Below are 15,065 nucleotides of genomic sequence, written 5' to 3' on the forward strand. Positions count from 1 at the left end.
GTCGAGTAGTTACTCGTCGGCCGAACTGGCGGGCGGGACGCCGCTCGTCGAACGCGTCGCCGGCGCACCCTCTTCCATCCTGACCAGCAGATAACCCGCCAGCGCGAGCCACGGGAGGACGGAGACGACTCCCATCGGGAGCGGCCCGAGCAGGTAGTCGGGGTCCCCGCGGGCGAAGACGACGGCGACGACGGCGGTGGCGTTGATGGCGCCGTGGCCCAGCGAGGCCGGCCAGACGCTGTCGGTCCGGAGGGTGAGCCACGCCAGGAACGTGCCCGCAGCGAGGGCGAACGCCAGGAAGACGACGAATCCGACCCACGGGAAGCCGGCGTAGTCGAAGCCGTACTCGTAGCCCATCGCGATGAGCGGCCAGTGCCACGCGCCCCAGACGAGGCCCTGGACGACGACGGCGCCCCGGAGGCCGAGCGGCGCGAGTTTCGGGAGGAGATAGGCCCGCCAGCCGAACTCCTCGCCGAAGCCGAAGACGGCGTTGAACAGCGGGTTGACCACCATCGCTGCGCCGATGGTTATCGCGGCGAGGGCGAGCGGCGACATGCCGACGTCGGTGCCGCCGACCGTGGCCGACACGAAGGACTCCGCCGCTGGGTCGAAGTACTGCGGGAAGACGGCGAAGTACAGCGCCGCACCGAGCGCGGTGAGGAGGCCCGGCACGAACCAGGCGGCGACGTACGCCCGCCAGTGCTCGAAGAAGCCGACGGATAGCCCGAGGTCGTCCCACCCTTCGCGGGTGAGCGCGCGCGTGAGGACGTTGGCGACGCCGGGCGCGAACATATAGGCGGTCGGGAGCAGTATCCCGGCCAGCGTGAGCGAGAGCGGGCCGGCTTCGATCACGGTCGGACTGTCCGTGAGGCCGCCGTTCGCGTAGATGTAGCCCGCCGTCGCCCAGGCGATGCCGAAGGCGACGAGTACGAACAGTCCCAGACGGCGTCGTTCGAGACGGCCGTCAGTGTCGGGGAACGCGTCCATATTTCACTTTTCGAACAGGAAGTCCAAAAGAGTTAGCTCGATTGACTATTTTCGCTGTCCCGCTGGAACGGGCTCGGACGCCGCTCATCCCGGCTTCGCCGGAAACTACTTACTTGTCACCCGCCTACTCACACGATCCGCATGCCCCGAGACGACTACGACTTCTGGGTGTTCGACCTGGACGGCACCCTGGTCGACATCGAGCCCTCCTACCCCCGCGAGGTCCTGACCGAGGTCGGCGACCGACTCGGTGTCACGTTCACGGACCGGGACGTGACCGTCCTCTGGTACGGTATGGGCGGTACGCGTGACCAGTGCCTGCGCCGCCACGGCGTCGACCCGGTGACGTTCTGGGAGACGTTCCACGAGGTCGAGGATCCGCTCGCCCGCGCGTCCGCGACGTTCCTCTACGACGACGTCGAGCGGTTCGTCGGCGCCATCGACGGCCCCGTCGGCCTCGTCACCCACTGCCAGGAGTACCTCACCGACCCGGTGCTCGCCGAACTCGACATCGGCGACTGGTTCGATTCGGTGGTGTGCTGTACCGAGGAGATCGGCTGGAAACCCGACCCCGGCCCGCTCGAGCAGGTGATGACCGACATGGGCGTCGGGTACAACGGCCATACGGGAATTATGGCCGGCGACGACGCCGACGACGTCGGCGCGGCCTGGAACGCCGGCCTCGACGCGGTCCACGTCGAGCGCCACGACCCCCACGAGCGAGGCCAGTGCGTGCTGGGTGACCACCGGGTCACTAGCTTCACCGAACTCCACTGACCGATTCGCCCGTTTCTTCCTCCGACAGGACGCGCGGGTTTTAAGCCGCTCTGTGCCGGGTGTGGTCGCATGCCCCTGAACTCGGTCCCAATGGTCCTCTTCGCGGTGTTCCTCTTCGTGGGCCTCGCCATCGTCTGGTACGGCGCCCGTGACCTCCGCGTCGTCTACCACATCGTACGAAACGACCCCGTCGACGTGTACACCCTCCCGAACCATCCCGGTCCGATCGAAATCGAAGGGACCGCTCGCGAAGGCGACGACGGCACCGTCACCGCACCGTTCTCCGGCCAGTCGTGTCTCGCCTACGAGTACGAGGTCCAGGAACTCCGTTCCTCGGGCAAGAACAGCCACTGGGAGACGCTCGTCGAGGGCGGGCAAGCGGTGCCCTTCTTCCTCGACGACGGCGACGCTCGCGTCCGGGTCGAGCCCGCCGGGGCGTCGCTCCACTTCGGAGACCACACCACGAAGGTCGATCCTGGCGACGAACCGCCCGAACGGATCCGCCGGTTCGTCGACGCTACCGATGACGTCGAGGCCCAGGACAGCGCGCTCGACATTGGCCCCATAGAACTGCACCTCGGCAACCAGCAGAAGTTCGTCGAGCGCCGCCTCGACGTCGGCGAGACGGGGTACGTCTACGGCGAGGCGTTCGACGAACCCGTCGGCGGCTGGGGGTCCGGCGTCGTGAACGCCGTCGTCCGCCGCGGCGAACAGTCGCCGGTGTTCGTTATCTCGGACGCGCCAGAGCGGGCGACGGCGTGGCGAATCGTCAAGGGGGCGGTCGTCACTGTCGGGTTCGGGGCGCTGTTCCTCGGTTTCGTCGCCCTGTTCGGCGTCGGGATGCTGTGAGCGCTCCCGGTCGCGAACCCGGGACCTGACAGCGGACCACGGCCTTTTTCGTCGCGGCTCCCCAATCGTGTATCATGTCAGCGCTCCGTGACGCGTTACGAGACCTGCCCGAGGCGGTGTTCGCCGACGTGCTGGAATCCGACGACGCGTACCTGCTGGTGATGGACCTGCCGGGGGTCACCGCCGACGGGCTGACCGTCAGTATCGAGGGCGGCAAACTCGTGCTCGAAGCCGAGCGGGCCAAGGCCGTTCCCGACGAGTTCGAGTACGTCCGCGAGGACCGCTCGCTCTTCCTCGACGCCGAACTGCCGCTCCCGCCGGACGTGACCGAGTCGGGGGCCGAGGGGGACGTTTCGGACGGCGTCCTCGAACTCCGGTTGCCCAAGGCGACCACGGGTCGACAGACGACCATCCCCATCGAGGACGCTCGCTAGGGGTGGCCCGCTGGTGAACCTCCGCGCCTACTGGCGCTTCTTCGTCGTCGTGCGCCACTTCCTCCCGCTGATGCTCGCCTACGCCCGGGACCGCAACCGGTTCCTCTTCTTCGGCTCGTCCCGGCGCGTCACCGCCGAACAGCGCCGCGACCGCGCGGCCACGCTGCTGGACTCGCTGCTGACCCTCGGCCCGACGTTCATCAAGCTCGGCCAGCTGCTGTCGACCCGGCCCGACGTCCTCCCGCCGGAGTACATCGACGAGTTCACCAAACTTCAGGACCGGGTGCCACCGGCGCCGTGGGCCGACGCGAAGGAGGTGCTGGAGGCGGAACTCGGGCCGGTCGACGAACGCTTCGACGAGTTCGACGTCGACGCCATCAGCGGCGCGAGCCTCGGCCAGGTGTACCGCGCGGAGGTCGACGGCGACCCGGTGGCGGTGAAGATCCGCCGGCCGGGGATCGAGGCGCTCGTCGAGGCCGACCTCCGGGTTGTTCGGTGGACGCTCCCGGTGCTGCTGTACTTCGTCGACGAGTCCCGCTCGTTCTCGCTGGAGACGCTGGCCGACGAGTTCGACCGGACGATCCGCGAGGAGATGGACTACCACCGTGAGGCCCGGATGCTCACCGAGATCCGCGGGAACTTCGCCGACGACCCGGACGTCCGCATCCCCGAGGTCCTCGAATCGCACTCGACCGAGCGCGTCCTCACGATGGAGTACGTCCCGGGGACGAAGATCAACGACGTCGACTCGCTCGACGATCTGTCGGTCGACCGGACGGCGCTCGCGGAGACGCTCCAGCGGACCTACCTCCAGATGATCATCGACGACGGCGTGTTCCACGCCGACCCCCACCCCGGCAACCTCGCGGTCCAGGACGACGGCACGCTCGTCTTCTACGACTTCGGGATGTCCGGCCGGGTCGACTCGTTCGTCCAGGGGAAGATCGTCGACTTCTACACCGCCGTCGCCAGCCAGGACATCCACGCCATCCTCGACGCCCTCGTCGAGATGGGGACGCTCTCGCCGGAGGCCGACCGGCAGGTGATGGGCGAGGTGATGGAACTGGCCATCGCCGACGCCCGCGGCGAGGACATCGAGCAGTACCGCGTCCAGCAGATCGTCTCCCAGGTCGAGGACACGATGTACGAGTTCCCGCTGCGCCTCCCGGCCGACCTGGCGCTCGTCCTCCGCGTCGCGACGGTGGTCGAAGGGGTCTGCGTCACGCTCGACCCCGACTTCGACTTCATCGCCGTCGCCACCGGCTACCTCCGCGAGGAGGGTCACATGGCCGCCGGCGCCCGCGAGTTCGCCGAGGAGCGCGCGACCGAGTTCAGGGACGCGGCCCGGTCGACGGTCCGCATCCCGCCGAAACTGGAGGGGACCCTCGATCGCATCCAGCGCGACGAACTCAGGGTCAACGTCGAACTCGAGGACCCCGGCAGCCTGTTCGGCGGGCTCGCCCGCCGTCTCGTGCTCGGGATGGCGATGGCCAGCGGCGTGTTCTCGACGGCGTTTCTCTACGCCGTCGAGGAACTCGAAGCGACCGTCGTCGCGGCAGTCTTCACCGTCCTCGTCGGCGTCTCGCTGCTGTACTCGTTCCGTCGCCGCCGCGGCATCCGCGCGAAACCCCAGTTCACGCGCCAGAGCATGCGCGAACGGTCCGGGTCCGGGACAGGGCCCGGGTCCAGCGCGACCGACCAGCAGCTGACGTTCGGCGATGACGACGGAGAGAACTGACCGCCGACCGGTCTCCCGACCGCTGGCTTCTCCGACGACTCTCGCAGACGGCGACGACTACAGCACGAACCGCTCGAAGCCGGCCTCCCGGACCGACCCGTCGGCCAGGCGCTCTCGGGCCAGTTCGACGGACGTAAAGAATCGGCAGGTGATCGCGTCGTCCTCACGGGGGTCCTCGACGACGAAGGCGGCGCCGTCCTCGAGCGCGGTCGACTGCTCGATGGACCGCTCCGTCGCCGCGTCGGGGTCGAAGCCGGACTCGCGGTGTCGTTCGAGCCCCTCCTCGGAGAGCAGGAGCAGCCACTCGCCGTCGCCGACCTCGACGTGCGTCCCCGATGAACTCTGGTCCGTGATCTGCCACTCCTTGCCGCTCTCGTCGAACGTAACTCTCGCGTGGATCGGTTCGACGTGTGCGTCGGTCGCGACGTCGAGCGCGAGGTCGGGGCGCTGGTCCGCCTCGGCGTCCCGTCCGACGGTGGTGTCGGCGGCGATTTCGTACACCGTCCCCTCGCTCGGGACGGCGAGTGCTGCCGTCGGCGCCCCGTCGCCGAGCGAGACAACGTCGACGTCGTGGGCCGGACTTCCGGACCCGTCCGGGTCAGCGGCGCTCTCCGGGTCGTCGGACTCGCCTGTGGACCCGGTCCCGTCGGTCTCGGACTCGGTCGCGCCGGTGGAACTCGTCTCCTGGCCGGTCGACACTGGTTCCGCCGGATCGGGGGAGTCGTCATCGGCCGAGCCGCTCGTTTTCGCGCCGTCGCTACTCGCGTCCGCGTCCGCCGAGTCGTTCCCGTCACCGTCATCGCCTCCATCGTCGTCCTCGCTCCCGTCGTCGGCCGGTTCGATGACCGTCTCGGCCCGGGAGACCATCGACTCCGGCGTCGGCCGGGCGTTCGGATCCTGGGCGAGCGTGATAGAGATGTTGTCCTTTCCGCCGCGCTCGTTGGCGAACTCGATCAGGTCCGTCACGGCGCTGTGCAGGCCCTCGGCGCCGAGAACGAGTTCCATAATCTCGTCTTCCGTGACCAGGGTGTCACGGATCTTCTCACAGACCGACTCGGTGTCCTCGGCCCGCTCGTACTCCCTGCGGAGCGGCCTGACGTCCGGGTAGGCGTCGATGAGGCCGTCGCTGGTGAGCATGACGACGTCCTCGCGGAAGACGTCCGTCGTCCCGAACTCGACGTCGACGCTCGGTTTCCCGGCGCTGGATCCGCCGACGGCGTTGGTGATGGCGGTGGCGTCCTCGTGGACGCGAGCGTAGGCCTCGTCCTCGATCTCGCCCCGTTTCAGCCGGACGTTGGTGACGGCGTGGTCCTCTGTCAGCTGTCTGATCGTCCCGCGTTTCGTGTTGACGACGTAGAGGCGGCTGTCGCCGACCCAGCCGTAGTGGAGTTTCCCGTCGGCGTACACCGCGACGACGACCGTCGTCGCCGGCTGACCGCCGATGGCCGAGGCGTACTCCTGGATCTTCCGGTGGGCGGCGTCGACGCTGTCCTTGATCGCGCTCCGGATCCGTCCCTCGGAGAGGACCGCGCGTGGATCCTCGTCGACCGTGGGCGGGTCCGCGGGGTAGGCGTCGATGCCGAACCGCTCCAGGACGTCCGTCGCCGACCCCTGGAGGCGCTCGGTCAGTCGCTTGCGGACGATCGAGGTGACCAGGAACGACGCGACGTCGCCGCTGGCCTCACCTCCCACGCCGTCCGCGAGCACGAAGACGCCGACAGACCGGCCCGTCTCCCGGTGGTGATTCTCCAGGACCGCCGAGGCCACACTGTCCTCGTTGATCCCGCCGCTCCCTCGCTTTCGTGCGCCGACGTCGACGCTGCTGGCGTGTTCCATGGTCACTGGCTGAATCGGAAGTAGAATCGCTCGGGGTAGCTCGGACTGACCAGCGCGACGACGTCGCCGGGCTCCAGTGCGGCGCTGGCGTCCGGGTCGCTGGGGATCGATTCGCCGGCCTGGCGCTGGCGCTCCCGTCCCGTCTCGGAGAGCAACAGTCGCCACTCCTGTTCGTCGTGTTTGCTGATGTAGGTCCCGTTGAGGCTGGTGTCGACGACCCGCCAGCCGCCGTCCTCGTCGGTGACGAAGCGACAGTGGACCGCTGACAGGGCCGTGTGCCGGCCGTCGGCGAGCATGATCGAGGGCCGCGGTCCGTCCTCGGTCTTTCGGCCGATGGTGTCGCCGGGGCTGATCCGCCACTTCTCGCCGCGACCGAGCCACTCGAGGGTGGCCTGCGAGGGCATCGTCGCGTCCCGGTCCTCGAGAGCGGTCTTGAGCATCGAGGCGTTGGAGTACCGGTCGGCGTGGTCGTGCTGGGTCGCGTTCCTGACGATCTCGTCGAGATAGTCGGCGCCGTCGACGCCGAACTGACTGGGGGCGACGCTGTCGTCGTCTGGTACCCACCCCACCTGGAGAAAGCACAGCAGCTTCCCGATGGAGTAGACGTCGCTCCAGGGCCCCTGGCGCTGCTCGGCGTCGCGGTTCAGCTCCGGCGGCTTGAACTCGCCCGGCACCGTCGAGTCGCCGGTCGAGCCCTGGACTGGCTGGGAGGTGACGTTACCCGTGAACGAGGGGATGTCGTCGCTCGTGACGGTGCCCTTCGCCGTCGTGAAGTCGAGCAACTTCGGGTCCCTGTCCCCGTTCAGCATGATGTTGTCGGGCTTCAGGTCGCGATAGATGATGTCGTGGTCGTGGAGGAATGACAGGGCGTCACAGATCCCGATCCCGATCTCGCGGACCTCGTCGGGGTCGGTGATCGGCCCGTCCTCGCGGACGACCTCGCCGAGTTCGGCGCCCTCGATGAGTTCGACGACCAGGAACGGCATGCCGAAGCCCTCCTCCCGGCCGTAGTAGCTCATGATGTTGTCGTGCTCGCCGGCCTCGCGGATCTCCTCCAGGATGTCCGTCTCGCGCTCGAAGTACTTCTCGACGAGTTCGTCCGGCGTCGACCCCTCGTAGTTGGGGTGTTTCAGCGCGACCATACCGCCGCTCTCGCGGTCGTCGGCGCTCCACACGACGCCGAACCCGCCGCGACCGATCTCTTCGCGCAACACGTACCGGTCGGCGAGTTCGTCGCCAGGGGACGGTTCGGACATGGGACGTGATACCTCAGACATCCTCACAGCCGACGGTGAGTCGTCGGCACACACTCGTCGCGGCGTGGGCTCGATCGCCGCCGCTCCTCATCGCGGCGACGACTGGTCCGCTAGTACTCATCGGGGTCGTAGACGCCGGTGGTGTTCTCCTTGACCTGCCGGGCCTGGCTCTCGTCGCCCTCCTCGATGCGAGTGACGTTCTCGTGGAGGGCGTCGGCGATCTCCGTCTCGCCCGTGATGACCTCGGTCTCGTCGATCTTGGCCTTGACCGCCTCCAGTTCGTCCTGGGAGTCGGCGTGGGCGATCCGCGTCCGGAGGTCGGTGTCGTAGTAGGCGACGGTGACGTCCTCGTCGTGGACCGACAGCTCTGACTCGTCGTCCGAGTAGGTGACGGCGATTTCGGTCTCGGCCGAGTTCGACCCCGCCTCCAGGGTCACGTCGACGAGCGTCTCCTCGGTCCCGACGTCGTTCGGCGGCGCGTCCATCTCCAGGACGACCTGCTGTTCCTCCCGGTCCTGGAGGTCCGGGAGACCGATGATCGTCTTCCCTTCCTCGTGTTCGAGCGGGATCTTCTGGACCTGCGGGAGCCGCCGGAACGCCTGCCCGATCTCGCAGCCGTCGACGGTCTCGAGGACGAGTTCGGGGTTGTTCGAGAGGACGGTCGAGGCCTCCTGGACGACGTCGCCGAAGAACGAGCGGATGTCTGCCGGGTTCTCGACGTGGGCCCACCGGCCCTGGGAGAACTCGCCGAGGCTGCGGATGGTGTCCTGGCCGTAGTTCGTCCCGAGGCCGGCCGAGTAGATGGAGATGCCGGCGTCGGTCAGGTCCTGGGCGAGCGGTTCGAAGTCGGCGGCCGACGCCCGGGTGTCCCGCCCGTCCGAGAGCAGCAGGACGCGCTTGGAGATGGACTCGCCGCGCTCCAGCCCCGAGAGGATGCCTTCGGCCTCTTCGAGCGCGGAGTAGATGTCCGTTCCGCCCGTCGTCGTTATCTCCTGGAGGCGCTCTTCGGCCTCCTCGCGTTCGATGTCACCCCACCGCGTCGCGTCCATGACCACCTCGATGTCCTCGTCGAAGGTGACGATGCTCAGGTAGTCGTCGTCGTTGAGGATACCGAAGACCAGCTCCGTCGCGTCGCGGGCGTGGTCCAGCTTGTCGTCGTAGGCCATGGACCCGCTGCTGTCGATACACAGCGCGATGTGGCGCTCCGCGGCCTGCCCCTGTGCCTGCGGCGTGATGTCCAGCTCACAGGTGATCCCCCCACCCGACTCCGGAACGTACGGTCGATTTACAGTCGCGGAAATCTCGGTCGGCATGCTCCTATCTGGCAACGCTTTCGGAGATAAATTTAACGGATATTGATAATTGGTTTAGATATTCGACGCGCGTCTACGTCCCGTCCGGCGATCCGGACGAGTGTGCCACGTCCGTTCGGCGGTGACCGGGTCGGATCTCAGAACTGGACCTCGACCTCGGCCCGTCCGGCGAGCGTGAGGAAGTCCCCGTCGGAGACCTGTTCGGTCCCGCCCTCCATCTTCGTGGAGTTCAGGAGCGTGCCGTTCCGGCTCACGTCGGTCACGTAGACGCCGTCGTCCTCGATAGAGAACTCGACGTGCTCGCTGGAGATGTAGGAGAGCGCGTCCGAACCGCCGCCCGCGACGACGAGGTCCTCGAGCCACTCCTCGTCCTCCCTGCCGAAGGTGTCGCCGTCCCCGAAGGTGTAGGACTCGCCGTTGACGACGAGGGTAATCTCTTCGGGCACCGATTCTGCGTCCTCGGAGTCCGGCGATTCGACGTCCGTCTGTGCATCTTCGGTTCCAGCGTCCTGCGTCTCTGCCTCGGCGGCCGTCGCGTCGTCGTCCGTCGCCGCGTCATCGCTTGCGGCCTCGTCACTATCGCCTGCCGCGTCGTTACCGTCGGCGTCGGCCACCACAGTCGGTTCGTCCTCGGGCCCGTCTGCCGTCTCGTCGGCCTCGATCGCCGTGCCGCAATCGGGACAGTACGACGCGTCGGCGGCGACGGTCCGCCCGCAGTCCGAGCACTCCGTCGTGTCCGACGACGCGCTCTCCGCACCGATCGCCGCGCCGCACTCACGGCAGTACGACGGTGGCGCTCCGTCGTCGGACGAGGCCGTCGCCTCCTCGTCGGCCGGTTCGGTCGCCTCGGTTTCCGTCTCCTCGGCCTCGATCTCGTCGTCTCCCGTTTCCTCGGCGTCGTCCGCGTCGTCGGCCTCGCCGTGCTCGAAGTCCGGGTGAGGCGTGTCGCAGTCGGGACAGAACCCGCCGGTCGGTGCTGGGTCGAACGCCGTCTCGCACGAAACACACGCCAGTTCGGATTGATCGGACATGTTTCTTTGACCAGTTGACGGAGGGATGTAAAAAAGATGTGGTGCACTGTTAAATTAACTGTCTCGTTTTTTGCTGCGGCTGCGATCTCCCACGCGCCGCTGATCGGGCTGGTTCGAGGCGATACCGGGAGTGACGCCGCCCGAGCGGACCGAAACCTGTAGGCGCAACTGAACGTTGGAAAATATTTACGGGCGCCCTCTCGCGAATGATTCACGTGCGCTCCGCGAAACGAACGCTGACGGCACAGGCCACCATCGCCTTCCTCGAGTTACTCGTGGGGCTATCCGCGATTCTCGCGACGGCTGCCGTCCTTCTGGTGGCTGCGGTGGCCGTCCACGCTATCGGCGCCGGCGCGAGCCGTGCTGGGATCGGTCCCGCGTTCGGCACCGTCGGAACTCACCTCGTCGCAGTCGCAGCGTTACTGGTGTTACTCGCCGCCGCGAGGTTCGTCGTCGTCGAGTACCGGCGGTTTCTCGACCGTGCGCCCGGGCCCGATGGACCGATCCTCCTCGCAGTCGGTCCGCTGGTCGGCGTCACTGTCCCGTTCGGATACGCCGTCTACGCGACGGCGTCCCTGCAACCCCCGTGGCCGCTGCTCGGCGTCGCCGTCGTCTCCGCACACGCACTCGCCTATCGAACTATTGCCGCGTGGTCCGGCACCGCCAGATTCGTGCGCCTGGGGGAACTCGTCGGCGTCGTGGTGGGGGTCCCGACGCTCGTCACGCTCGTCACGCTCCTCACGGAGGGAGTGCTGTTCGGGCCGCTCGACGACGCCGGACGCCTCCTCCTGGCGACGCCCGGGTGGGGTCTGCTACCCCGCGACGGGCGCTTTCTGGTGGCGTTTCCGCTGTTCGTCGCTGTGGCCTTCCGCGTCTATCGGTACCTCTGGCGGACGGACCGCGTCGACGTGCCCGACCCTGATCTTCCCACCGTCGGCGTCTCCGTTCCCGACGACTGGGTTCGCGCGGTCGAGCGGCGTGTTTCGGTCCCGACGCTCACCGACGTCGCGCTGACGACGACGGACCGTCTGGGCGACTACGTGGCGGACCGACGACGGCGGACCGACACCGGCGTTCCCCCCGACGCACCGCCGGTTCCGACGCCGGTCGGGAGTCGGGGGAGCCGTTCGGACGGCGCGGGACGGGACGCTCCCAGCGGATCACCGCGGGAGAGCGTCGACCTGGGGCCCCGGCCCCCCGCCTCTCCCTCGTCGGACGCCTCGCCATCGGCATCGTCGTCGTCGCCGGAAGCAGATCCGTCGACGTCGGACGCGGCACCGACAGCATCGACGGCGTCGACCAGGTCCACGGCTGAAACCTCCTCGTCCGGGAGCGATACCCCAGGATCTGCGGACAAAGCGCGGGCGGCCGTCGGTGCCGAGGAAGCGGACGCTGATCCGGACGGCGACGACGAAGCCGCTGACAGTGAAGCCGCTGAATCCGACGCCGATCCGGCGAGCGCGACAGAAGCGCCGTCAACACCGACCAGTGACGGGGAGGCACCGTCCGGTGAATCCTCCACCGACGAGGGAGACGCCGATTCGGGGTCGGACGAAGCGGCGTCTCCGGGCGCCGCCGAGGGTGACGATTCCCAGACGAGAATCTACACTCCCGAGCCCGGGTCCGGGGACGCGGCGGCGTCGGACGGCGCGGCCGTCGAGACCTGTCCGGCGTGCGAGGCCGACGTCCCGTCGGACGGGACGTACGCCTTCTGTCCGCTGTGTGGCCACGAGCTGTGAATCGAGGGCCGGTCCTCCTGGCCGGCCAGCGGGCGTCGCGACGGTGCCGAAGGGAATGCAAATCGTTTATACTGGCAGATAGATAACCGGGAGACATGCCACGACAGCAGACCGAGGTTCGCGAACTCGACGAGGGGAGTTACGTGATGATGGAGGACACTCCCTGCAAGATTACGGCCTACAGCACGGCCAAGCCGGGCAAACACGGCAGCGCGAAGGCCCGCGTCGAGGGCAAGGGCGTCTTCGACGCGAAGAAGCGATCCTTCTCCCAGCCGGTCGACCAGAAGGTCTGGGTGCCCATCATCGAGCGAAAGCAGGGCCAGGTCGTCTCGGTCACCGGCGACGACGCCCAGGTCATGGACCTCGAGACCTACGACACGTTCACGATGCGCATCCCCGAGGACGAGGAGCTCAACCCCGACGACGAGATCGAGTACCTCGAGTACGAGGAGCAGCGGAAGATCGTCTGAAGCGGAGCTATCACGATGTTTCCTGGCGCGAACGCGGACCCGGCAGGGGCCGACTACGTCGTCGTCGGCGCACCGCTGGACGCCTCGACGACGTTCGAACCCGGCGCCCGCTTCGGTCCGCGCCGCGTCCGCCACTTTTCGACGCCGTTCGACGACTACGACCAGCGGACGGGCCGGCACTTCACCGACTGCTCGGTCGCCGACCACGGCGACGTCGGCCCGACGGACGACGTCGCGGAGTACCTCCACTTCCTCGAAGGGACGCTCGGTGACTACGCCGACGACGGGACCGTCCCGCTGCTGGTCGGCGGCGAGCACACCGTCACCGTCGCCGCCGTCCGCGCCCTCGACCCCGACGTCTTCGTCTGCCTCGACGCCCACCTTGACCTGTACGAGGCCTACGCCGGCAACCCGCTGAGCCACGCGACGGTCACCCGCCACGCCCTCGACGTCGCCGATCGGGCCGTAATTCTCGGCGCCAGGACCGGCAGCGAGGCCGAGTGGGACCGCGCCGCCGAGTCGGACGTGACTGTCGTCTCGCCCGAGGACGTCGCCGACTGGACGCCCAATTTTGCTGGCTCGGATCAGGTCTACCTCTCCGTCGACGTCGACGCCGCTGACCCGGGGTACGCGCCTGGCACCGGCACCAAGGAGCCCTTCGGCCTGGAACCGCGCGAGATGCGCGACGTCGTCCGGGCCGTCGCTCCCCACGCCGTCGGCTTCGACCTCGTCGAAGTCAACGACCGCGACGACGGCCAGGCCGCGGTCCTCGGCGCCAAACTCCTCCGCGAGTTCGTCTTCTCCCACGCGGACGCGAATACGTTCTAATACGCTGTCAGACGACGCCTGCGGTTGCGGAGCGGTCAGGAAGCGTGACCCGCCGCGGACAGGGTGGTGCGGAGCGCCACCTGTTGCGCGAACGGCGTTAGCCGTGAGCGACGCGGGGGTCCGGGGAGGTCTGGTGGCATCAATCGCGAGCGCGTGCTGAACGGAGTGAAGCCGTGCGAGCGATGCTGAGCCTGGAGGAATGAAAGGGCGAGGCGCGGTCGACGAAGTCCGACGACGTAAGCACGCGAACGGAGTGAGCGCGCGCAACGAGTCGCACGAGTCGAGCGGGCCGAGGGCTTTCTTCTGTTTGCTGTTCTGTTGTTGACTACTAGCGAGCGGGCCGAGGGCTTTCTGGTTGTCGTCGGATTGGTTGTCGCCCCCCGCCACACGAATTTCACCGACACTAACGAGGACCGCGAATCAGAGGTGGGAGTTTTAAGCCACAGGACTACGCACACACTCGCAACATGGAACAACTGTCCTCGTGTTACTTCTGCGGTGCCGCCCTCGACGCCTCGCTGGACGAGTACCCCGTCGTGCCCAAGGACCTTCACCCGACGGCGGACGACCAGAAGACCGTCGTGCTCTGCCAGGGCTGTCGCCAGAAGCTCGGCACCGTCGTCGAGACGATCGTGTCGGTCGTCGAGAGCCCCGAATCGGCCGACCCCGCTGACGACCGCACACCCGACCCTGCCGATTCGTCGGCGGGCGAGGACCCGCTCGCCGACGAGGGGTGGGTCGACGCCGGCGAACTGTCCACAAGCGGCGACGCCGGTGACGCGGCCGCCGCTGCCGATGGACACGTAACCGGGAACGCGTCGACCGAGGAGGCCGACGCCGACGACGGGTCCGACGACGTCACCTACACCACGAGCACCGCGGCGGGCGGTCGGCGGAGCGTCTCGGGCAACGCGGAGTCTATCCGGGACGACGACGGGTCCGCCGCTGGGGGTAACGGCGGCGGTACCGACGGAGGGACTGCTGGCGGGTCTGCTGGCGCCAACGACGGGGCGGGCGCGTCGGGCGCCGACGGCGGCGGCAGCGGTGGCGAAGCCGACGACGGCCGACCGTCCATGACGGCCCTGGAGAACACCAAGGTCATGCGCCTGCTCCAGAACCGGGAGTTCCCGGTCGACCGCGCGGAGATCAAGGCCGTCGCGGTCAACGCCTACGACATGAGCGAGTCGCAGTTCGACAAAGTGGTCGACGCCGCCGTCGACCGCGGGCTCATCGGCGAGCAGAACGGGCAGATCGTCGACGGAAACTAGCTGTCGTCGTCCCTGGCCGTCGTCTCCAGTTCCTGGGCGTAGGTCACCTGCTTTTCCGTGAAGCCGTTCTCCTCGTAGAACCGTCTGGCGCCGTCGTTGTCCCACTCACAGGACACCGTGAGGTACTCGGCGCCGCGCTCGGCCGCGACCCGTTTCGCCGCGTCGATAGCTTCGCTCCCGAACCCCTGGTCCCTGTAGGGCTCATCGACGAACAGGTCGACGAGTTTCGCGTACTGGGATAGCTCTCGCGTCGGGTGTTCGTCGCGACGCAGCAGGAGGAAGCCGACGGTCGTCCCGTCGACGTCGAGCAGGAACGGCGTACTGTCGTCGCCGTCGAGTAACTCCTCGAATCCGGATTCGACGTCCGCCGGCCCCTCGACAGCCAGGTCGTTCAGGGTCGAGTATTGCTCCATCTCGCTGGCGAGGGAGAACCAGTACTCCGCGAGCACGTCGACGTCGTCCGCCGTCGCCTCGACGAGTTCCATGCCGGCACGACCGGTGGGTCGGCCATACGTTTTGCCCGCCCCTGGAACTGTGTC

At 68.0% G+C, this 15,065-nt stretch carries 14 protein-coding genes; 8 read left to right on the plus strand and 6 right to left on the minus strand.

Annotated elements, in window-relative coordinates:
• Window positions 1-9: 9 nt before the first annotated feature.
• Window positions 10-987 carry a CPBP family intramembrane glutamic endopeptidase gene (locus AC5FRV_RS11180; RefSeq protein ID WP_493561174.1) on the minus strand — a complete coding sequence of 326 codons (978 nt, stop codon included), beginning with the start codon at window positions 985-987 and terminating at the stop codon, window positions 10-12.
• 141 nt (window positions 988-1,128) lie between these two features.
• Between AC5FRV_RS11180 and AC5FRV_RS11185 the strand changes: the two genes are divergently transcribed.
• The 4 genes from AC5FRV_RS11185 (at window position 1,129) to AC5FRV_RS11200 (ending at window position 4,785) form a co-directional block, all read left to right on the plus strand.
• Window positions 1,129-1,764 carry an HAD family hydrolase gene (locus AC5FRV_RS11185; RefSeq protein ID WP_493561175.1) on the plus strand — a complete coding sequence of 212 codons (636 nt, stop codon included), beginning with the start codon at window positions 1,129-1,131 and terminating at the stop codon, window positions 1,762-1,764.
• A 69-nt stretch (window positions 1,765-1,833) separates the two neighbouring features.
• Window positions 1,834-2,613 (plus strand): GIDE domain-containing protein, encoded by a 780-nt coding sequence (locus tag AC5FRV_RS11190; protein ID WP_493561176.1) that lies wholly within the window; start codon window positions 1,834-1,836, stop codon window positions 2,611-2,613.
• 74 nt (window positions 2,614-2,687) lie between these two features.
• Window positions 2,688-3,047: an Hsp20/alpha crystallin family protein gene (locus tag AC5FRV_RS11195; protein WP_493561177.1), complete on the plus strand. Its 360-nt coding sequence runs from the start codon at window positions 2,688-2,690 to the stop codon at window positions 3,045-3,047.
• A gap of 13 nt (window positions 3,048-3,060) precedes the next feature.
• Entirely contained in the window at window positions 3,061-4,785 is a 1,725-nt protein-coding gene (locus tag AC5FRV_RS11200; RefSeq protein ID WP_493561178.1) for an ABC1 kinase family protein, read from the plus strand.
• Window positions 4,786-4,842: 57 nt separating this feature from the next.
• Here the strand turns inward: AC5FRV_RS11200 and AC5FRV_RS11205 are convergent, their stop codons facing one another.
• From AC5FRV_RS11205 to AC5FRV_RS11220, 4 genes are all read right to left on the minus strand, one after another.
• Window positions 4,843-6,621: a protein phosphatase 2C domain-containing protein gene (locus AC5FRV_RS11205; RefSeq protein WP_493561179.1), complete on the minus strand. Its 1,779-nt coding sequence runs from the start codon at window positions 6,619-6,621 to the stop codon at window positions 4,843-4,845.
• A gap of 2 nt (window positions 6,622-6,623) precedes the next feature.
• The gene (locus AC5FRV_RS11210) at window positions 6,624-7,877 is read right to left on the minus strand and encodes a serine/threonine protein kinase (RefSeq protein ID WP_493561180.1); all 1,254 of its coding nucleotides are present in this window, start codon (window positions 7,875-7,877) and stop codon (window positions 6,624-6,626) included.
• Window positions 7,878-7,987: 110 nt separating this feature from the next.
• Window positions 7,988-9,190 (minus strand): vWA domain-containing protein, encoded by a 1,203-nt coding sequence (locus tag AC5FRV_RS11215; RefSeq protein ID WP_493561181.1) that lies wholly within the window; start codon window positions 9,188-9,190, stop codon window positions 7,988-7,990.
• 137 nt (window positions 9,191-9,327) lie between these two features.
• Complete coding sequence (locus AC5FRV_RS11220; protein ID WP_493561182.1) at window positions 9,328-10,221, minus strand: FHA domain-containing protein; 894 nt, start codon at window positions 10,219-10,221, stop codon at window positions 9,328-9,330.
• Between the two features lie 215 nt (window positions 10,222-10,436).
• Here AC5FRV_RS11220 and AC5FRV_RS11225 point away from each other — a divergent pair, with 215 nt between their 5' ends.
• The 4 genes from AC5FRV_RS11225 to AC5FRV_RS11240 all read left to right on the plus strand — a co-directional run bounded on the left by AC5FRV_RS11225 (window position 10,437) and on the right by AC5FRV_RS11240 (window position 14,526).
• Complete coding sequence (locus AC5FRV_RS11225) at window positions 10,437-11,960, plus strand: hypothetical protein (protein ID WP_493561183.1); 1,524 nt, start codon at window positions 10,437-10,439, stop codon at window positions 11,958-11,960.
• A 95-nt stretch (window positions 11,961-12,055) separates the two neighbouring features.
• Window positions 12,056-12,430 (plus strand): translation initiation factor IF-5A, encoded by a 375-nt coding sequence (locus AC5FRV_RS11230; protein ID WP_089814560.1) that lies wholly within the window; start codon window positions 12,056-12,058, stop codon window positions 12,428-12,430.
• A gap of 15 nt (window positions 12,431-12,445) precedes the next feature.
• Entirely contained in the window at window positions 12,446-13,258 is an 813-nt protein-coding gene (gene speB, locus AC5FRV_RS11235) for an agmatinase (protein ID WP_493561184.1), read from the plus strand.
• 467 nt (window positions 13,259-13,725) lie between these two features.
• Window positions 13,726-14,526 (plus strand): DUF8528 domain-containing protein, encoded by an 801-nt coding sequence (locus tag AC5FRV_RS11240; RefSeq protein WP_493561185.1) that lies wholly within the window; start codon window positions 13,726-13,728, stop codon window positions 14,524-14,526.
• On the opposite strand, the gene AC5FRV_RS11245 is transcribed toward AC5FRV_RS11240, so the two are convergent.
• The gene (locus AC5FRV_RS11245; protein WP_493561186.1) at window positions 14,523-15,011 is read right to left on the minus strand and encodes a GNAT family N-acetyltransferase; all 489 of its coding nucleotides are present in this window, start codon (window positions 15,009-15,011) and stop codon (window positions 14,523-14,525) included. The genes AC5FRV_RS11240 and AC5FRV_RS11245 overlap by 4 nt on opposite strands.
• Window positions 15,012-15,065: the final 54 nt, after the last annotated feature.

Source organism: Halomicrobium sp. HArcel3 (genome assembly GCF_058933135.1).